Origin of the sequence: Asaia bogorensis, from assembly GCF_900465345.1 — a bacterium.
Lineage (GTDB): Bacteria > Pseudomonadota > Alphaproteobacteria > Acetobacterales > Acetobacteraceae > Asaia > Asaia bogorensis_A.
The window spans coordinates 109,806-130,416 of sequence record NZ_UEGO01000033.1 but is presented as its reverse complement, the minus strand read 5'-3'; the positions used below and the strand labels follow the sequence as shown (position 1 = coordinate 130,416).

Below are 20,611 nucleotides of genomic sequence, written 5' to 3'. Positions count from 1 at the left end.
ATTCTTATAACAATCAATATGGTAAAGCACAAATAGCGATTGATAATATTTAATGTGTGGTAACTGAACTTTAACTTAGTATTTCAGATTAACGATGTGACTTTGATGAACCGGTTCCATCGTTATTCAATATCAAAAACGTGAAAATTCTATTCGCAGATATAATGTTTGCATTGTTTCGGCCTTCGTGACATCCATTGTTTGTCAATCGACAACCAAAGCGATCAACCCGGTGGTGCAAGTCAATCAAGCCGGTGGTGATTGATGTCATGAACAGTCACGACGACATTTTTGAAGCCCTAGTCGTGCCAAGAGCGGTGAACGGAAGCGTCAAGCCGCCGTTACAGGAGGATTTGAAATGGCTATCACATCAGATGTCACTGCCAAGGGGGCATCGGTAGTCAGTTCTGGTGGCGTATACAGCGTCCTTAGCGGTGCGACCCTCGTCGTCCAGGTCGCTGGCTTCTCTACCAGCGGTGCCATCGTTTCCGGATTCGGCGACGGGACGCGAAATTCCGGTTTCATCCCCGGGCAGTCAGGGGGCACGAACTATCCTGCTCTGCTTCTGGCATCTGGTGGTGGCGTCGTGTCTGGCTCTACCGTGGGTTTCGGTGGCGTCGGCATGGGTGTGTACGGTGGTACCGTTGCGGGCGGAACGGCCTTCGATAGTGGGTCGTTCGTTGCCGCGAATGGTGGTGTCGTCAGTGGGGTCAATATCGGATCCAATGGTGGTCTGCTCGCCTCTACCGTTTCGGGAGAAGGGGGGGGTGCCGGTATTGTGCGGGACGCCCAGGTCCATGCAGGGGGATATGCTCTTGCAGGTGGTGGCTTCACCATCAAGGGGCAGAAATTTGCCGGGGCAGGGATCATATCGCGAGGAAACTTCGATATCGGCTCGACCGAAATCCTGGTTTCGGGTGGCACTGATATGGGAAGCATCATCGGTGGAACGCAGATAGTCTCCTCGGCTGGCATCGCGATGAAGTCCATCTTCAGCGCCGGAACCCAGTTGATCTATGCAGGCGGTGTGGCGAGTGGGTCCATCGCATCTGCGGGCGGCCGTATCGAAGTCTATTCCGGCGGTGTGGGTTCAGGATTCCAGATCGGCTCTGGCGGTTCTCTGCATGTCGGCTCCTATGGCACTGTCAACGGCGTGCAGATACAGGCTGCGGCAGCGGCGTCTGCTGATCTGGCTGCCGTCATTTCTGGCGCCACGATTGCGGGCGGTGGTACACTGACGCTTAATTCCGGTGCAACGCTTGTAAGTGGCGTTCTTTCGGGAACGGACAGTGGCGGCGGCGCTGGCGGCCTGCTCGTTGTCGAGTCCGGAGCCGTTCTGAGCGGCGTTCTCAAGATGGGCTGGAAAAGCAGGCTCGATCTTGACAGCATACTATACACTTCCGGGGCGAAACTCATTGCCTCTACCAACAGTGTTCAAATCGTGGATGCGGATGGCAATCTGCTATGGAGTGGCGCGGTTGCCGGGAGCACGTCGAGTACGACCGCAGACTTCCATCTTGAGAGAGATCCTGTCGATGGCAGTATGATCCTCGTATATGACAAGTGCTTTCTGAAGGGGACGATGATCCGGACCGATCGTGGCGATATCGCGGTTGAGAACCTGGTCGTTGGTGATCGTGTGATTGCCTTCGTTAATGGCAAGGAGGTTGCACGCGAGATCATCTGGACAGGACGTCGTTCCACCTCCGTGCGCCAGGGGCTGCCTGATGATGAAGCCGGTTATCCGGTACGCATACGGCGTAATGCCATAGCCGAGAATATTCCGAACAAGGACCTGCTCGTGACTCCCGAGCATGCGATGTTCCTTGATGGTGCGTTCGTGCCGGCTCGTATGCTGGTCAATGGTCGCAGCATCTTCTACGACCGGACGATCACGCATTTCGATTACTATCATATCGAGACCGCCGAGCATTCGATCATCTGGTCCGATGGGGCGCTCAGTGAAAGTTATCTCGACACAGGCGATCGCTCTGCATTCTCGCTGAACAGTCCCGTTGTGCATCTGCTCAATGCTCCGGAAAATGACTGGGCTCGGGATGCTGCGGCAGCGCTCAGAGTGGATCGCGATTTTGTGGAGCCGCTCCACGCGCGTCTGCAGGTACGCGCGGATGAGTTGAATTTCGGATCGGTAGCGCCTCCCATGCGGATCACGAGTGATCCGGACCTGCGTCTGATAGACCTGACCGGGCGCGAGTTCCGTGCCATCCGTTCCGTGAATGGTTCGCATGTCTTCATGGTGCCGGCAGATGCCGAGGCGGTTCGCATCGTGTCGCGTACATCGCGCCCGGTGGATATGGTAGGACCGTTCCATGATGATCGTCGTCATCTTGGCGTTCTTGTTGGCAAGATCCAGGTTTGGGAAGCTGGTGAAACTCGGTACCTTGATGCGCACCTGAAGACGGACAATCTGTCTGGCTGGGCCAATCGAGAGGCGGGCGAGCATCGCTGGACGACGGGCAATGCACTCCTTCCCCTTGAAGGTTTGCGTCCTGACGTAGTTGCCATGCTCTCCATAGAGATACAGGCAGGTGGGCCTTATCCCGAAGAAGGCGAATCCCAGGTCTGCGGTCTCGCAGCAGGCTGAGAGCAATGCTCTAGGGCAGGCGAAGCGATGAATCAGGTATTTCGTTTTCAGAATTACCTGATTCTCCTGGAATGCCCGTTTCTTCCCTGTTTGTTGTTTTGTGGACTTGTCGCGCGACCGGTTTCGGCTGGTTTGCGATGAGTTCACATTAATTTTAGAATGGCGGGTTCGCGAAATATAAATCCCCATATCCGCCACTTCAGGGGGGGCAAGTCCTTGTTCACAATGGCATGTCAAACAATTCTTATATAGTTTTGTGTTTTACAAATCATTATGTGGTATTGTGCATAAACATTTCCGATATATAACGGCATTGCTTGTAAAGTTCTTCTATGTAACCCAGGAGTTCGTTAAGTAATTATGAACGATCTCCGGATGTGTCCAGGTTTTCATGTGTTTTTGCGAAGGGCGTAACCCGTCTGGCGGCAGATATCGGAGCCTGGCGCGAACTGGAGATGTTCCTGGCGGGAGGATGGCAGGTGGGTATTACCTCAAATAGCTTGAGTGGCGGTGGTACAGTCGTCAGGACAGGGCCGGCATCATATCAGGTGCTGAGCGGTGCAACGCTTATCACTACGGGTGCCGCTTGTTCGACGTCGAATGTCTATGTGGAAGGCCTGGGTCCGGGGGGAACCAATAATCCCTCCATGCTCATCGCTTCTGCGGCCGCGGTTGCCTATGGCGCGACCGCCCTGTCGGGCGGCGTGGTTCTGGCTGGCGGCCAAGGTAAGGTTGCGGGTGGCACGGCATATGACAGTGGCGGCTTCGCGGCCATCAATGATGGTGTGGTCAGTGGTGCCACGATCGGCAATCTGGGTGGTGTGCTCGCCAGCAAGATGCCCCAATATGGTGGCGCGCCGGGCCTGGTGATTGATACCCATGTTCAGGCGGGAGGTGTTGGACTTGCGGGTGGTGGCTTCACCCTCAAGGGACAGTCTTTCGTTGGTCCGGGCATCATCTCGTCCTGCAAATTCGATATCGGGTCGACGGAAGTGCTTGTCAGTGGGGGTACCGATATCGGTAGCCTTGTGGGCGGCGTGCAATATGTGTCGGGTGGCGGTTCAGCAGTGAACACATTGTTCAGCGCAGGCACGCAGCTTCTTGGTGCGGGTGCCTGGGCAAGCGGATGTATCGCCTCGGCGGGTGGCCTCATCCATGTTGGTGGGGGTGCGAGCAGCATTGCCACGACGCTTGGTGCCGGCGGCAGCCTCATCGCTGAGGCATCTGCCATGGTGAAAGCGCTGACAATCCAGGCTGCGGCAGCTGCAACGCTCAAGGCGCAGTCCTACGCTACGACAGCTCTCATCGGGGCAGGCGGCACGTTGAGGGTAGATTCCGGTGCAACGCTGACCAACGCTGTCATCTCCGGTATCAGCGCAGAGGGCGAGGGGCCGGGCGGCTTGCTGATCGTTGAGTCCGGAGCTGTTCTCCGTGGAATTACGATTGGCTGGAAGGGACGTATTGACGTTGATACGCTGAACTGGACAGAAGGGCAGCGCATCATATACGGAAGCAATACAATCAGTATTGTCGACGCGTCAGGAAATATTGTCTGGAGCGCGGATGTTCGTGGTACAAAGGGCAATGCTGCAACAGATTACCATCTCGAAAGGGATCCTGTGGATGGAAGTACTGTCATTGTCTATGACAAATGCTTCCTGCGGGGGACTCTGATCCGGACTGACCGGGGTGAGATAGCTGTGGAAGACCTTGCTGTAGGTGACCGCGTGGCTGCTCTGGTGGATGGCAAGACAGAGTTCCGCGAGATCGTCTGGTTGGGCCATCGTTCCACAATTGTGCGGACGTGGCTGGAGGATGATGAAGCCGGGTATCCGGTACGTATCCTGCGTAATGCGCTTGGAGAAAACGTGCCGAGCAAGGACCTGCTGGTCACGCCCGAACACGCCATGTATCTTGACGGTGCTTTCGTTCCCGCGCGTATGCTCGTGAATGATCGGAGCATCTACTATGATCATTCAATCACGCATTTCGACTATTATCATGTCGAGACGGATGCGCATTCCATCATCTGGGCTGATAACGCGCTGAGCGAGAGTTATCTGGATACAGGTGATCGCAAGCGCTTTGCGCAGCCTGGTTCCGTTGTTCATATTCTGAATGCTCCGGAGTCAACCTGGGAAGGTGATGGTGCGGCACCGCTTCGTGTGGACCGTGGTTTTGTCGAGCCGCTACATGCGTCTCTCGTCCGTCGTGCGGCGTCGTTGAATCTGGGTTCCGTCACGCAGGAACCTGAAGTGACGGAGGATCCCGATCTTCATCTTGTTGATGAAAAAGGGCGGATCATGCGCAAAATGCGCGTCGTGAACCGTTCGAGTGTCTTCATGTTGCCCCCGGATGCCAAGCGGGTCCGGCTGGTATCGCGTGTTTCCAGGCCTGTGGATGTCATCGGAGCATTCCATGATGATCGTCGCCTTCTCGGCGTCCTTGTCGGGGATATCCAGATCTGGGAATCGGACAGAACCCGTCACCTTGCGGATCACCTGACTGACGAACATCTCGATGGCTGGGCAAATATCGAGGATGGTCGTCAACGCTGGACCACGGGTTCTGCGATGATCGATCTCAGTGACCGTCAGTCTGACGCCGTATGTATTGTTGCAATTGAAGTTTTGGCAGGTGGGCCATATCTTGCTCACGCCTCTGCCGGGCATCGCGAAGCTCAGGTGGGCTGAGTTTCACTCATTAATCGGAACTCCTCTCCAGAGGGGGATCCAGGGCGGCCATAATGGCCGCCCCGTTTGCGTTTAGGGATTGTCGTTCATGTTTCACGTTATGGCCCTGCGTTATGCCCGGCAGAACCCGCAATCCCTGGCCTTCGACAGCCTTGCGCAAGACTGGACCTTTGGTCAGCTGGAGCGGGATGTGCGTTCCGTTACCCGGGCGCTCGACAAGTTGAGAGACGCTGATCCAAGGCTTGTCGGTATCCATTGCGGGAATCTCTACTGGCATTGGGTTTTCATTCTCGCACTTGCATCACTCGGTCTTGCCAGCGCGTCTTTTCCTGAAAGTTCGGATCCTTCGTTTCTGCGCGATGTACAGCTACTCGAACCGGACATCATGATCTCGATGGGAGGATTGTCTCTTCAGGACGTCCAGGTCCTCGAAATCAACGAGTCTTGGCTCAGTCGTGTCCGTCAGACTGAAGCAGAGCCGTGCAATCATGCTATCAACTATGACGCCATCTGCCGTTATGCCATTGCCGCAGGAACCGATGCAGAGAGACAGGTACTCTCCATGTCTTTCCGTCAGGCAGAAATGGCGATCATGCATATGGTCATGCAGGATCAGACGCTGAGCGCTGTGGCGTCCATGCAGCCGCACATCCTCTCCACAATCGGTGTCATCTCCCTGACCGGGTTCATTGTCGGGTGTAGCGGGTTATGCAGCGGGGCGCCGCTCAATTTTGTAAGCCACACTGATATTGGCATACTCATTGCCCGCAAAATTCCCACCGTTGCTGTTGTGACGCCCAGTCATCTGGCTCATATCCTCGAAGTACTCCCCCCGGGAATGAAGGCGCTCGACACACTCAGACTTATCGTAACGGGAGGGCGCCTCAATCGTGTGCTGCGTGACAGGGCGCTTGAGCAGCTCACACCTCATGTCATCAGTGCTTATGGTACTGACGAGTGCGGTGCGCTCGCCATCGGCCATGCGCAGGATCTGACCAGTGAGGATATGGTCGGGGCGGTGCTGCCATGGGTCACACTCCAGATTGTCGATGCTGATAATGCGCCTGTTCCGCCGGGTGAGGAGGGTATTGTTCGCATCAGAAGCTCAGGACTTCTGGATGCGTATGTAAGCGAGAATGCAGGTCAGTCACGCCGGTTTTTTGCCGGATGGTTTTATCCGGGAGATCGTGGGCGTGTCGGTGAAGATGGCATGGTTTGTATCACCGGACGCGTAGATGATCTGGTATCAATCGGTGGTGAAAAATTTGACCTTGGGGTGGTCGATGACATTTCACGGAACATTCTCGATATACGGGCGCTGGGCAGCTTTCTCTCTCTTGACGAGGCAGGACGCACGAGGATCAATCTTGCGATTGCCTCGTCATCAGAATTCGATGCCGAGCGTCTCGCACAGGCGCTCAGGGCTTTTTATCCCACCTTGCCGCCTGTTCGTGTCATGTCTGTCGATCATATTCCATGGTCGCTCGATGGGCGCGTTGATCGCGAGCGGCTCTCGGATGCCTTTCATCGTTCCGAAGGTGTCTGAGGGCATAAAAAGACGTCGTTAATGCAGGTCGGCTCTTAACAGGAAGAACAGGATGCAAAATCCTGTCGGCGAAAAAAAACAAGTAAGGTTCGAGTTACGATATGTCGCGCAATAAAAAATCTGATATCGCCATCATAGGAATTGGATGCCGGTTGGCGCCTAATATAACCAATGTTGACGAGCTCTGGTCATTTCTTTGCGCTCAAGGAGAGGCAGTTACCGATATTCCGGAAGAGCGTTGGAGCGTAAAACGTTTCTACGCGGAGGAAATCGAGTCCCCGTCGAAAACCTATATGCGGCGGGGTAGTTTTCTTAAGCGTAACATACACGAATTCGAGCCGCTGTTTTTTGGTATTTCACCGCGAGAGGCGCAGATTCTCGATCCGCAGCAAAAACTGCTCCTCGAAGTAACATGGGAAGCAATGGAGGCTGCGCGTGTCCTCCCCTCGCAATTGTCAGGTCACAAGACGGGCGTGTTCATCGGCATTTTCGCCATTGATGCTCATGCCCATACGTCCAGCCCCTATAATTTGCCGACAGTGCGTGACCATTTTGCGGCGACGGCAACGCCTTCCACCATGCTTTCCGCCCGTTTGGCGCATGTGTTCGATTTCCAGGGACCATGCATGTCGATTGACACCGCATGCTCATCATCGCTCGTGGCTCTCCATCAGGCCTGCCGTAGCCTGAATGAGGGTGATATTGATGTGGCGGTCACCGGCGGTGTCAGCCTTATGGATTGCCCGCAAACCTCGATCTTCATGTCCAAAGGGCATTTCATCGCGCGTGATGGACGTTCCAAGAGCTTTGATGCGGCTGCAGATGGCTACGGTCGCGGTGAAGGCAGCGTGGTGTTCGTGCTCAAGCGTCTGGAAGACGCAGAGCGGGACGGTGATACGATCCATGCCATTGTAAGCGCAACCGGCGTCAATTCGGACGGGCGTACGCAATTTCTCACATCCCCTGATGCTGGCGCACAGTCGCGCCTCATGACCGAGGTTCTTGAGCGCGCCGATGTCGACCCGCGCGATGTGGCTTATGTCGAGACGCATGGTACCGGCACACCTGCGGGTGATCCGATCGAGACCTACGCACTGTCGCAATCCATTGCACGCTTCAAGGACGAGAAACTTGTCATAGGGGCGATCAAGGCCAATCTCGGCCATACCGAGGCTGCCGCCGGTGCGCTTGGCACACTCAAGGCGGCGCTCTGCCTCCGTCACCAAGAGGTGCCGCCTCAGCCCAGTCTGCAGACGATCAATCCCTCGATCCATCTGGATGAATGGAATCTCGATATTCCGCGAGGCGCACCCCGTTCGCTTGGGGGTGAAAAAGTCGCTCGTTTTGCTGGCGTCAACTCTTTCGGATATGGTGGCACGAACGCTATCGCTGTCCTGCGTCGCCCTGATGACAGAGCGCCTGTAAGCAGCAGGTACAAAATGGGGCGACGCATCAACGGCAAGATTCCGTTCCTGCTCACCGCATTTTCCAAGACATCGCTGCCGCTCATGGCGGCTGCCTATCGCGAGCGTCTCGAAGGAGGGGCACGGCCTGCGCTTGCCGATCTCGCCTATAGCCTTGCCACATCACGCACATTGTTCCGCCATCGCCTGCTTGTCATGGCGCATGACGAGCAGGAACTGGCAGACAGGCTTGATGCCTATCTGAGGGACCAGCGCGAGGAAGGTATGTTCCAGGCAACGGTCGAGGCAGAGTCCGGCCGTGGCATGGTGTTTGTCTATTCCGGTGTAGGCCCGCAATGGTGGGGAATGGGTCGCTATCTGCTGCGCGAGGCACCGCAGGCCGTGCTGGACAAGGCGAATGAATGCGACGCGCTGTTCAAGACCTTGTCGGGCTATTCGATCTGCGAAGAGATATTGCGAGAAGAGGCCGATAGCCGCATTGACAGCACGGCCATTCTCCAGCCTGCCATTTTCCTGATACAGGTGCTTGTCACCGAATATCTCGCCCTGCAGGGGATCCTGCCTGAAGCTGTGGTCGGTCACAGCATGGGTGAAGTTGCAGCTGCTTACGTTTCAGGCGGTCTGAGCCTCGAAGACGCTGTCACGGTCATCTATCATCGCAGCCATCTTCAGGGCACACTCGACGGTACTGGCCGTATGCTTGCTGTGGGTCTGTCGGCAGAAGCCGCAAACGAACTGATTGCAGCTGAGGCACCGGAACTCTGCGTGGCCGCCGTGAACGCGCCGACTACCTGCACCCTGGCAGGGCCGGAAGAGGCGATACGTCATCTGGCTGCGCATCTGACACAGAAAGGCCTGTTCAACCGTATCCTGAATGTCGAGGTTCCGTTCCATAGTGAGGTGATGGATCGCATTGAAGGTGATCTTAAGAAGGCTCTTGCATCCCTCACACCCAATGCCGCCACCACGCCTTTTTATTCCACGGTCTATGGCAAACGTGCCGAGGAGGACCATCGGGCAGATTGCGGTTACTGGTTCAGCAATGCCCGACAGCCAGTACTTTTTGCTGCCGCTATCGAAGCCTGTCTGGAGGATGGCTTTACGCAGTTTGTGGAGATCGGACCGCATCCGGTGATCGGACGCGCACTGAAATCGGTAGCGGACAAGCAGCAGGCCAAGCTGAGCGTCATCAGCACTCTCAACCGTCAGGAAAGCGAGGCAAAATGTCTCGAAAATGCGGTTGCCAACATCATCCTGCATACAGCACGGCTCGACTGGGAGGCCATCACAGGTGGTACTCTGATCGATCTCCCGACCTATCGCTGGTCGCGTGAAATATTCCGCATTGAGAATGAACGCGAAAGGCGCTTCCGCCATGGCGGGACAGGTCATCCGCTGATCGGCTTCGGCGCCATGTCCCCCGGGAAATCCTGGGTGGTGGATCTCACTGAGATGGGCGTGCCCTGGCTCAAGGATCACTGCATCGACAACGTCGTGCTCCTACCTGCGGCTGGCTTTATCGAGGCGGCTTTGGCGGTAGGACATGATGTCGAGGGTCAGACGGGCGTCGTGCTCGAAAATTTCGAGGTTCACTCGCCGCTGGTCGTGCAGCCCGGCGATAATCCAATCCTCTATCTCGATTATGACGAAAGTCGGCGTGCGCTTCATTTCCACAGCGCCAAGGAAGAATATTCGGAAATGTGGATCGACCATGGCAAGGTCGATATTCTCTCCGCTGCGCCATGGCCTATGCCGGTGATCGATCGTGCGATGGTCGAGCAGGCGCTTGAACAGGGTGTGGACGGAGCAGGACTATACGAGAAGATCCGCGGCCATGGCTTCCATTACGGCCCGCGTTTCCAGACCCTGCAGCGCCTCGCTGTGCAGGATCATGTGGCGTATGCTCGTATCGGACTGACCGAGGCAGAGCTGGGTTCGGCCGAGGCCTATTATCTGCATCCGGCCCTACTCGATGGTGCGATGCACGCATTGATCGGTCTCGTGCCTGAGAGCTTCTCGGATCATATGTACGTACCCGTCGGCTTTGAGCGGCTGAGCTGCTTTGGCATGGGCAGCACCGAGGTTCTGGCGCGGGTCGAGATCACGGCGATCAGCCAGAGTCAGATCGAGGCTTCCCTACGTCTCTATTCCATGACGGGCATTCCGGTGGCAGAGGTAAAGGGCATGCGCCTTGCGGAAGTGCCACGCATCCACAAGGAGGTCACTACCCGCGTCGAGACGCAGGAATACTATACAAGATGGATAGAGTCAGAAGCCTCGATCCTTTTCGCCGAACCCAAGACCGTGCTTGTTGCCGGACACAGAAGCGCCACGCAGAAAAAACTTTGCGCCCTGTTCGAGGAAAACGGCGTTACGGTCCTTACCACACCGCGTAGCGGGGAGATCACCGCTGAGACAATCGGGCTGGAGCCTGGGCTTGCGCTGGATGCGATCATCTATATGGCGGGCCCGACACCAGAGGTGGATTTTGAAAAGCTGGTCGGGCAGATCAACGACCTGGTGAAGTTTGGCTCCCGCGTTCTCATCGAGGGACAGGAGAAGAGATCCAGGCTGATCTATGTCTCAGAAAACGCGACTTTCTTTGATCCCGAGGATATTCTTGCCAATCAGGCAAAGGTACATCCTGAAGGGGCTGCCCTGGTCGGGTTCTTCAAGGGGCTGATTGATGAGCGTCCTGATTTCCAGGGAAAGATTGTCGACGTTGATACCCTGAATGGGCAGGATGCGCTCACGGCACTCGCGGCCGAGATTCTGCATGAAGATAACGAAGTCGAGATTGCCCTTCGTGAGGGGCGTCGTTTCACCCCGCGTTTCATGCCGGTCGAGGGGCAACCGGACCGTCCCCTGTCGCAGCTTCCTGGCTCGCCGGGTATCAAACTGCAGAAAAGCCGCTCCGGTACGCTTGACGGTCTGTACTATCAGGCTTTCGATGTGCGTCCACCGGGGCGGGGTGAGATCACTGTTCGTGTGCTGGCCACATCGCTGAACTTCAAGGACATGCTCAAGGGCATTTCCGTCCTGCCTGACAAGTTCCTGCTTGATACCTACCATACCACTGAGATGGGTATGGAATGCTGTTTCGAGGTGGAGGCTGTAGGCAAGGGGGTCAAGAATTTCCAGGTCGGGAAGAGATACCTGACATGTCATCCCGGATGCTTTGCCTCCCATATGACAATACCGGTCAAAGGCTTTCGCGCGACGCCACTCGAACTCTTCGAGACACAGGGGCGGCCTGTCACGGTCCATGAAGCGACCGGACTGCCAATTGCCATCGCAACAGCACTTTACAGCCTGTACGACCTGGCGCGTCTGAAGAAGGGGGAGATCCTTCTCGTGCACTCCGCCGCAGGGGGTGTCGGACTGGCTGCCATCGAAATTGCCAAGATCATCGGCGCGCGTATTTTCGCAACAGCCAGTAATGACGAAAAACGCCAGATCCTCCTTGATCGTGGCTGTGAGGCCGTCTGGGATTCACGCAGCCTGGCGTTTTATGATGGTATTCTTGCGGCAACCGGGGGGAAGGGTGTTGATGTTGTCCTGAACAGCTCACCCGGAGAGATCCAGGCGCACAGTCTTGCGCTGCTGTGCAATACCGGTCGCTTTGTCGAAATCGGCAAGAAGGACATCTGGGAAAAGCGCGATCTGTCGCAGTTCAGCTTCAATGGCAACGTGTCCTTCCACGCCTTCGATCTCGATCTGATGATGGCGCGTGATCATCGCAAGGCTGTCTCGATTTTCGACCGTATTCCCTATCTTTCCCGCAAGTTTGATACGGTGGTTCTGCCGCACAAGGTCTATCCCGCCTGTGAAGTACGCGACGCCTTCAAATTCATGTCGTCTGCCAAGCATATCGGCAAGATTCTCGTATCCTATGAAGATCTGGCAAATGTGCGCGCCCAGCGTCAGCCTGTAAGACCGATCGACCCAGCGGCAGCCTATCTGGTGACAGGTGGTCAGGGCGGCCTTGGCTTGGCCACGGCGACGTGGCTGGCAGCCAGTGGCGCACGTCATCTGCATCTCATGGGACGCAGCATACGCCGTGACAAGGAGACGCTTGCCAAGATCAAGGCCCTGAAAAAGGCGGGTGCCCGGGTCACGTTGCATTATGGCGATGTCAGCGTCTTCGAGGATGTAGCCCGTATCAAATCGGCCATTCTGGAGACGAATATTCCGCTCAAAGGTGTGTTCCATGCAGCGGGCATCCTCGATGACCGCCTGATTTCGAAATACTCTGAAGAAAGCCTGCGCAATGTGCTCAAGCCAAAGGTCCTGGGCGGGCATCATCTGGATATGCTGACACGCGACTGTCCGCTGGATTATTTCGTGCTCTACTCCTCGATCGTGACCGTTACAGGCAATATCGGGCAAAGCAGCTATCTGGCGGCCAACGCCTATCTCGACGCGCTCGCCAGCGCCCGCCGCAAGGCAGGCTTCCCGGCGGTTTCCGTGCAATGGGGTCCGATCGCCGAGGTGGGTATGCTGGCTCAGGAAGGTAGCGTCGTACAGTTCTTCGAGAATGCCGGATTCCGGCTGCTTGAAGGCGATGAAGCAGTTTCCCTCCTGCCTGGTCTGATCAACCGGGACCGCGATACGGTGGCAGCTATGGCGATCGACTGGGAGACCTGCTTCACTCAGCACGGGGCAATCGAGCGCAATCCCAAATTCGCGCTTATCAGGCGCGAGAAGAGCATCAAGAATACCTCGGCGCAGAAGCTGGCGCATCTCCAGGCTCTGTCACCCGAGGAGCGTTACGAGTTCGTGCTGGATAACGTGAAGTCGATCCTGGGCAACGTGCTCAAGCTCGAGCCCGACAGCATTGATCCGGGTGCACGGCCAAACGAGCTGGGTGTCGATTCACTGGCGGGTGTGGAAATCCAGACGGCGATCAAGACAGAATTCAATGTCGAGATCTCCCTGCTTGTCCTGTCGCGAAACGAGCCGATACGCGAAATTGCGCGTAACGTGCTGCGCCAGATCAGTCTTAACATGGCATCTGCCTGAGGCGGGACGGCATCGGGAAGGTTCGATAAAAAGGCTGGTGGACGAAAGCCCACCAGCCTTTTTCATGTCTGACAGCATGAGGGCAGGGGGCTACGCTATTCGTTTTCCATTGTCTCGCCCGGAAGCTCGTCCGGCTCTGCCCACGCAATGGCGCCCACGATCACGCTGGATCCAATGACAAAAAGCTGTGCCGAGAGCGGGAGACCAAGATTACGCCCGAAAACCGGGACAAGCTTGCCCGCAAGCCCCTGACCAAGCGAGCCAATGGCATAGCTCAGCCCCATGCCGAAGCTGCGCGTGTCCGAAGGGAAGCGCTTGGCGAGATAATGCGGCACGAGGGCAAAGACGCCCGAGGCAGCAAGCCCCATGATCACGGCCGATACCAGCAGAACGGGGTAGGTCTCCGCACTCAGGAACGGATAGATCGTGAGGATCACCACAAGCAGTGTGCCGATGATCACGCGCAGATCGCCAAAGCGGCTGGCCAGCGCCCCGCAGGATAGCTTGCCCACCAGCGAACCGATACAGAAACAGCCGATTGGCCAGAACACGAGGGCCGGCGTCAGGTGATGAACATTGCGCAGGATCGTTGGATAAAGGCTGTAGATGGCAGCCTTCTGGAACTCCAGAAACGACATCAGCGCAATGGCCTGCACGGCCGCCAGCGTCAGGATGAATTTGGCTTTTGGCTGGGGTGCCGCGCCGTTGAGCCCCTTCTGGCGTTCCTGCTTGAGTGTCCATACCGGGCTTTCCTGAACGCCCCAGCGTATGAAAAGCGCGAGCACGGCGGGGGCCAGCCCTATGAAGAACAGCAGGCGCCATGAGTAGTGCGGGAGGATAACGGCCTGGGCTGCGGTCGCAGCCAGAAACCCCAGCTCATAACCCGACATCATGATGGCCGAGGCCATGGCGCGGCTTTTGCCGGGTACGCTTTCCATCAGAAGGGCTGCGGAAGCCGTCCACTCACCGCCAAAACCGATGCCGAAAAGGAACTGGATGACAATCAGGCTGATCAGGCTGTGAGAAAAGCCTGTGGCTGCTGAAAAGACGCCAAACCACAACACACCCAGCAGAAACGCCAGTCGGCGGCCATAGCGGTCTGCCAGCCATCCCCACCCGGTATTGCCAACGGCACGCCCGATGCTTTGCGCCAGAAGTACCGTGCCCATGGCGCTGATGGTGACCCCGAAATCGTGAGAGATATCGGGCAGGGTGAGCAGCAGCGCTGTCTGGTCGAAGGCGTCGAGAAACCAGCCGAGGAACGCGGCGAAGGTGACGCGCCAGAAGGGTTTGAGCGCGACCAATGGAGGATAGGTGAGGATCTGGGACAGGTAGGATTGGCGGGCGGAGGCCGACATGGTCTCGTCCTTGAGATAGGGGGCGCAGAAAAAACGGATGAAATGAACGGTCTGGGAGAGGGAGTAAAATCGGCTGAGGGCGAAACGGTTCCATCGGATTGAGAGAGCATTACGCCAGATGGGGGGCTGACTGATCAGGTCATGAGGTTCGGATAGAGGACTCCTTCACTCCTCATTCTGCCCCGGCAAGAGCACGAAATCGAGTCCCGTTTGTCGCAGAAGGAAAATCGCCTGGCCTGGTGAGGGGAGGCAAGGCGCAGTGAGGGGATTCAGCGCGTTAAGGGCATATTATAGTTCCCGCTCTACAATTGCCGTCTGCCACCCTTGCCGTGAGGAGCCTTGCCGAGTTGCCACGAGATAGGGGCCCGATCAAGGATACCATAATGGCCGGGCGCAACGGCGCGGTGCTCTCAGATGTTGTGCTCCGGGGGCGAGGCCGGACAGACAACGCGGGTCCGGGATTATCTATTGAGGAGAAAAGCCCTGCACCGATCCTGTCGCCTGAAAGGGGGGAGGCACAGGCAGACCGGATGGGCGTACGGGTCTCTCGCGTCACGTTGTCCAGTATCATCCTTCCCGATCTCACCCGACCGAACCTTCAGACAACATGTTCTGACCCGGTGAACTGCGCTGGTGCGAGTGCAGGCCGGATTGGCACGCCAATGGAAGGCGCCGTTCGGAGGCGATCGCGCTCATGCTCTCATGTTTCTCACACGGCTCACTGTTCCGGAACCGGGATGGGCGCGCCTGTCCTGCGCTGGATTGGCCGTTATGGTCGCACAGGTGATCATGTCAGGCTTATCGGATGGGATGTCGTACCATTGGTTCAGCCGCGAACCAGGCAGAAGGCGCGTGACAGGGACGATGTGACAAGGTCTGACATCGCGACATTGCGTGAAATCTGTCATCGTATGTCCCCGGTCGGTGGGCATTACAGGGTCAGTCTGGCTCTGTCTGATCATACCTTGCCTGACAAGAGCTTCGTGCTGGCCCTCAAAGAAGTGTTTGCGGAGACACGCTTCTCTCCACAGGCCCTGCGCCTTGTTCTGGATGAACGCAGGTTTTCTCTCGTCGGGCGCGAAGAGGCGAGATGTCTCTCCGCTCTGGTCGAGTGGGGGGTGGAATTGTGGGTTGGGCGTTTTGGGCAGGGAGTATCCAGTCTCAGCCTGTTGCGAGAGCGTGCGGGCTCAGGGTTGATTGCCGGGGTAAGTCTGGAAGCCGGCCTTGTCTCTGCACCATCAGGACTTTGGCGTATGGCCCCGCAGAAACAGGAGCGGCTCGACCCGGTTGCAGCGAAATTCTTCTCTGCCACATGCGGGGCCCTGCAAGCCATTGGGATCAGGACGCATTTCGCCAGAATCGCCTCTTCGGCCCAGTATGGCTTCGCCCTTGGGGCTGCGTTCGATGAAATGAGCGGCTTTTGCCCTGAATTAGAGGACATTGCGATGGAAGCAACGCCGCCTTGCGCATAAAGCAGGGCTGGACGTAGCCTCTCTCTTGCGACAGGTTCCGCCAGTCTCTCCCGTTGCGCGGGCGAGCGCCCATAACGTGAGTTTAACTTGCCCTGCAACGCGGTTAGCTGTTTTGCGCTATGGACATAAAAGAGGGAAGAACGAGATGGCGCACGTCGATACAGGCTATGACACGTATTTCCAGAAGGCTCTGGACGGCCTCAAGGCTGATGGCAGCTACCGGCATTTTGCCGAGCTTGAGCGCCATGCCGGTCAATTCCCTCACGCCTATCACCACGGTCTGAAGCGCGATATCACTGTCTGGTGCTCGAATGACTACCTTGGCATGGGCCAGCACCCCGATGTGCTCAAGGCGATGCATGAAAGCCTGTCTCGTAGTGGCGCCGGGGCCGGTGGCACGCGTAATATCTCGGGTACAAACCATGAGCATGTTGCGCTGGAAAAGGAACTTGCCGCGTTGCATGGCAAGGAAGCAGCCCTTCTGTTCAATTCAGGTTATCTCTCCAACTGGGCGACGCTTGGTACGATTGCTGCCAGGCTCAAGGGCTGCGTCGTACTCTCTGACGCTGCCAATCATGCATCGATGATCGAAGGCATACGCCATTCGCGCGCCGAGAAGATGATCTTCCGCCATAACGACGTCGAGGATCTCGAGCAGAAGCTCAAGGCAATCCCGCTCGACACGCCCAAGATTGTCGCCTTTGAATCGGTCTACTCGATGGATGGCGATATCGCGCCGATCGAAGCGATCTGTGACCTTGCCGATCGTTATAACGCCCTGACCTATCTGGATGAGGTCCATGCGGTGGGCCTGTATGGACATCAGGGAGGAGGTGTCGCCGAGGAGCGCGGTCTTGCGCATCGCCTGTCAGTCATTGAGGGAACTCTGGGCAAGGGTTTTGGCGTGGTGGGCGGCTATATTACCGGCAGCGCAGCCCTGTGCGATTTTGTGCGTTCCTTCGCCTCGGGATTCATTTTCTCGACTGCGCTCCCACCGATGATCGCCGCAGGGGCGTTGGCGAGCATCCGCCATCTGCGCAACAGCCAGAGTGAACGGGCGGCGCATCGTCAGGCAGTGGCGTGGCTGCGTGAAAGCCTCGACCGTGCAGGTATCCCCCATCTGGACAACCCATCGCATATCGTGCCGGTGATGGTGGGCGATGCGACGCAATGCCGCGCGTTGTCTGATGCGTTGCTCCAGCGCTTTGGCCATTATATCCAGCCGATCAACTACCCAACGGTTCCCCGGGGCACGGAGCGTCTGCGCATCACACCAGGGCCCCTGCACAGCAAGGACGATATCGACTCTCTTGTAGCAGCGCTGGCCGAATTGTGGCGAGAGCATCGTCTGGCCAACGCAGCCTGAAAGCCAGAATCACTCATGGGGCGGAGCCGGTCATGCTGCGGACCGCCTTGCGGCGCCCCGGCGACCATATTGCCGTGTCTGGAAGCCGGAACCGGGTTGCGCTTTCATCAGTGAAAGATCGTGGGATACTGGATCCACCGCGGATGTAGATCCCTGATTGTCATGTTGTTTTGACCGGGTGGCTTTGGTCGCTATCCGGCATTGAAGAGGCCTGCCATGCCGGTACAGGCAGGTCGTACACTACCAAATTTCTGTTCCCGCAAGGATATGCCTGATGTTGTCCCTTTCGCGAGCACCCGGTTCGGGCGCCACGGTCCTGACACTCCAGAACAGGTATCCTGCGCGAAGACCCTCCCTGCTGCTGCTGTTTGTCGTCCTGTTTGCTGGCAGCCTGTGCCTGCGTCCAGCCGCGACGCTTGCCCAGACGCAGCCCGCCGCAACAGCACAGGATACACCGCGCATAACGGCTGATCAGGCACGGCAACTGGCTTCAGTGCTCAATAATGAAGTCAAGCGCCGCGAATTTCTGACAACGCTGCAAAATCTCAGCCAGGCCCAGCAGGCGGCCAATCCGGCAGATTCGGCTGACAAGCCGGGCCCGAAGCTCAAGCCCGATGGGCTTGGGGCAGAACTGCTCGGCAGTGCCTCAGACTGGACCCATGCTGCAAGCGTGCAGGCGCATAGCCTCTTGCGTACAGTGGTTGACGTCCGTGCCATAGGGCCGTGGTGGCGTCATATGCGCAACGATCCGGCCGATCGTCAGGAATCCCTGAAGTTGCTGCTGCGTGCGCTTATTCTGGCCGCAGTGAGTACCTGTCTCTTCTACGCCCTGCGTTTTCTGCTGCGTGGCGTGCGTAATCGTGTCGAGGCCCTCGCCCGTATCAAGGGACGTACGGCGCTTGCTCGCGAGATTGATGACCGTCAGGCAGCAGAAGAGGCGGCTGACGAAGCCGTGCGGGAGGATAACAAGGCGAAGTCTAAAGATGAGGTCGTTGCCTATGACGGAATATCATCCTCTGACCCTGCCTCCTTGCTAGCGCAGGACCATGGTGACGCCTATCAGAAGCCTGCGGACGAAACACCGCATCTCCAGTCCGCAAGTCCCTCGCCGCAGGTGAAGGATGTCCCGGGTGGCACTACGCCTCCACCGGACAACCAGGATCGCGAGCGTCTGTCGCGTTTACGTCATCAGGGCGCCCTTGCCAGACTGACGCTGGTTCTCAAGCGGCTGCCATACAGTTTCCTGTGCCTGCTGCTGGATTGCCTGCCAGTTCTCGTCGTGCCGTTCATTGCGCTACTCATCATCATCCTAGATCCTGCGGCTGATGAATTTACGACGGCATTGCTGCGAGCCCTCAGCCTGACAGCGCTGGTGGCAGGAGGGCTGATCATTGCCATACGCACTATTCTTGCGCCCCAGCGCCCCTGGCTGCGTCTTGCGCTGCTCTCCGATTCTGCGGCGAGCTTCCTGTTTGACTGGCTGCGCCTGCTGATCCTGACCACCGGTATTTCAGCCGCTGCTCTCGAAACGCTTGATGATTGTGGTTTGCCCGACAGGGTGATCGAGGCGCTGCTCAAGATCCTGACGCTCGTTCTGCATCTCATGGTGGCAGCCATGATCATTCGCAGCCGCCCCAAGGTCATGCGTTTTTGCGAGCGCAGGGAGAAGCGTGGCTTTGGTGCCAGCATGTTGCATCTTTTTGGTCGCACATGGTGGGTGATTGCCTTGTTCTTCGACATGGGACTATGGCTTGTCTGGGCAGCCGAAATCCATCATGGCTATGCTGCCATCTGGAAGCTGTTCCTGCGCAGCGCCGTCGCGCTTGTAATCATGCGCTGCGTCAGCATTGTACTTTACGGCTTGCTGGAGCGTGTATTCCGCTCCGCACCGGGTTGGGTCACGCTCAGTGAAGACGCACAGACCCGCTTCAGCCGGTATTACGCCCCTGCGCAACGGGTCACGTCTGTCATCATAATCGCGCTGACGGTCCTTGCGCTTGCGAGTGCCTGGGGTGCGCCCATCAAGGCCCTGTTTGGCGCTGGGGGGCTTGGCTATCGCCTCGTCTCATCATCCATGACGGTACTGATCGCCTGCCTGCTTGGTGTTGTGGTGTGGGAGGCGAGCAACATCAGGCTGGAACGCTATGCGCGCAAGGTCGGTGGCCTCGATGACGGTGCGGCAAGAGTGGCGCGCGTGCGAACATTGCAGCCCATGATCCGCATCGTTCTTCTGGTCATTCTGGTGGCGGTCATCGGGTTCACCGTGCTGAGCGAAATCGGCGTGAATGTCGCACCGCTTCTGGCAGGTGCTTCGATTTTTGGCGTGGCACTCGGCTTTGGTTCGCAAAAGCTTGTGCAGGATTTCATCAACGGGATCTTCCTGCTCATGGAAAATGCCCTGACGGTGGGCGATGCCGTGACGCTTAACGGGACTTATGGCGTGGTCGAGCATCTCTCGCTGCGCACGGTGCATGTTCGCGCCAATGATGGCTCGATGAACATCTTCCCGTTCAGTTCGCTCGGCCAGATCATCAATTATAATCGCGATTTTGCCCGTGCGATCATTGTGGCCGAGGTCGGTTATGAGACAGATACGGATGAGGTGGTGAAGGTGATCAATGACATCACGGCTGAAATGCGGGCAGATGACAACTTCAAGGCTCTGATCATCGACGACTTCCAGATGTGGGGTGTGGACGCGCTGAATCAGACCTCTGTTACCGTGAGAGGCACACTGCCGACGATCACCTCAGGGCGCTGGCCAGTGCAGCGTGAGTTTTATCGTCGCCTGAAAAAGACATTCGAGGCCCGTAACATCCATCTGCCCTATCCGACCCGTTATGTGGAGGTGACCGGTCTGGCGGGTATGGGAAGCGGCGAATTGCCGGAACGTGATCTGCCGTCCGGAGATGCGGGCACCACCAGGAAAAACGCGCCGGTACCATCGCCCCGGCAAGAATGATGGTTTCCTGCTCAGGGCCGCCGGGGACGGCCTTGATGACGGGCGATCCGCGCGACATGGGAGAGGGACAGTACCGCTCCCGCCGATACAGGCCACGGTAGTCATAGTGCGGGAGTTGCCCCGGCGCGGGGGCTTTGTGTCCCTGGCTGGAGGTCCACAACGG

General features: G+C 57.3%; 9 protein-coding genes and 1 pseudogene. 8 read left to right on the top strand and 2 right to left on the bottom strand.

Annotated elements, in window-relative coordinates; genetic code table 11:
* Nucleotides 1-358 precede the first annotated feature (358 nt).
* The 4 genes and pseudogenes from ED655_RS12890 to ED655_RS16150 form a co-directional block, all read left to right on the top strand.
* Nucleotides 359-2,605 carry a Hint domain-containing protein gene (locus ED655_RS12890; RefSeq protein ID WP_122050498.1) on the top strand — a complete coding sequence of 749 codons (2,247 nt, stop codon included), beginning with the start codon at nucleotides 359-361 and terminating at the stop codon, nucleotides 2,603-2,605.
* A gap of 377 nt (nucleotides 2,606-2,982) precedes the next feature.
* Entirely contained in the window at nucleotides 2,983-5,298 is a 2,316-nt protein-coding gene (locus ED655_RS12885; RefSeq protein ID WP_122050497.1) for a Hint domain-containing protein, read from the top strand.
* 88 nt (nucleotides 5,299-5,386) lie between these two features.
* Nucleotides 5,387-6,844 (top strand): AMP-binding protein, encoded by a 1,458-nt coding sequence (locus tag ED655_RS12880; RefSeq protein ID WP_122050496.1) that lies wholly within the window; start codon nucleotides 5,387-5,389, stop codon nucleotides 6,842-6,844.
* Between the two features lie 101 nt (nucleotides 6,845-6,945).
* Nucleotides 6,946-8,487, top strand: a pseudogene (locus tag ED655_RS16150) (beta-ketoacyl synthase N-terminal-like domain-containing protein); the annotation flags it as partial.
* 393 nt (nucleotides 8,488-8,880) lie between these two features.
* On the opposite strand, the gene ED655_RS16145 reads toward ED655_RS16150, so the two are convergent.
* Complete coding sequence (locus tag ED655_RS16145) at nucleotides 8,881-9,096, bottom strand: B-box zinc finger protein (protein WP_408735681.1); 216 nt, start codon at nucleotides 9,094-9,096, stop codon at nucleotides 8,881-8,883.
* Between the two features lie 75 nt (nucleotides 9,097-9,171).
* On the opposite strand from ED655_RS16145, the gene ED655_RS16140 reads away from it, so the two are divergent.
* Nucleotides 9,172-13,290: an SDR family NAD(P)-dependent oxidoreductase gene (locus tag ED655_RS16140; RefSeq protein ID WP_408735680.1), complete on the top strand. Its 4,119-nt coding sequence runs from the start codon at nucleotides 9,172-9,174 to the stop codon at nucleotides 13,288-13,290.
* A gap of 95 nt (nucleotides 13,291-13,385) precedes the next feature.
* Here the strand turns inward: ED655_RS16140 and ED655_RS12870 are convergent, their stop codons facing one another.
* Nucleotides 13,386-14,648, bottom strand: coding sequence for an MFS transporter (locus tag ED655_RS12870; RefSeq protein WP_051395935.1), 1,263 nt, complete (start codon nucleotides 14,646-14,648; stop codon nucleotides 13,386-13,388).
* A gap of 737 nt (nucleotides 14,649-15,385) precedes the next feature.
* Between ED655_RS12870 and ED655_RS12865 the strand changes: the two genes are divergently transcribed.
* From ED655_RS12865 to ED655_RS12855, 3 genes are all read left to right on the top strand, one after another.
* Nucleotides 15,386-16,120 (top strand): EAL domain-containing protein, encoded by a 735-nt coding sequence (locus tag ED655_RS12865; RefSeq protein ID WP_162993517.1) that lies wholly within the window; start codon nucleotides 15,386-15,388, stop codon nucleotides 16,118-16,120.
* 145 nt (nucleotides 16,121-16,265) lie between these two features.
* Nucleotides 16,266-17,486 carry a 5-aminolevulinate synthase gene (gene hemA, locus ED655_RS12860; RefSeq protein ID WP_122050493.1) on the top strand — a complete coding sequence of 407 codons (1,221 nt, stop codon included), beginning with the start codon at nucleotides 16,266-16,268 and terminating at the stop codon, nucleotides 17,484-17,486.
* Between the two features lie 274 nt (nucleotides 17,487-17,760).
* Nucleotides 17,761-20,448 (top strand): mechanosensitive ion channel family protein, encoded by a 2,688-nt coding sequence (locus tag ED655_RS12855; protein ID WP_122050492.1) that lies wholly within the window; start codon nucleotides 17,761-17,763, stop codon nucleotides 20,446-20,448.
* The last annotated feature ends 163 nt before the right edge of the window (nucleotides 20,449-20,611 follow it).

Bases quoted from the DNA above. Each gene is read 5' to 3' on its own strand.
- ED655_RS16140 (WP_408735680.1), top strand. From the start codon at position 9,172: ATGGATCGCATTGAAGGTGATCTTAAGAAGGCTCTTGCATCCCTCACA.
- ED655_RS12855 (WP_122050492.1), top strand. From the start codon at position 17,761: ATGTTGTCCCTTTCGCGAGCACCCGGTTCGGGCGCCACGGTCCTGACA.
- ED655_RS12890 (WP_122050498.1), top strand. From the start codon at position 359: ATGGCTATCACATCAGATGTCACTGCCAAGGGGGCATCGGTAGTCAGT.
- hemA (WP_122050493.1), top strand. From the start codon at position 16,266: ATGGCGCACGTCGATACAGGCTATGACACGTATTTCCAGAAGGCTCTG.
- ED655_RS12880 (WP_122050496.1), top strand. From the start codon at position 5,387: ATGTTTCACGTTATGGCCCTGCGTTATGCCCGGCAGAACCCGCAATCC.
- ED655_RS16145 (WP_408735681.1), bottom strand. From the start codon at position 9,096: ATGACGTATCGCCTCTTCCGGCCCTGCCAGGGTGCAGGTAGTCGGCGC.
- ED655_RS12865 (WP_162993517.1), top strand. From the start codon at position 15,386: ATGGGCGCGCCTGTCCTGCGCTGGATTGGCCGTTATGGTCGCACAGGT.
- ED655_RS12870 (WP_051395935.1), bottom strand. From the start codon at position 14,648: ATGTCGGCCTCCGCCCGCCAATCCTACCTGTCCCAGATCCTCACCTAT.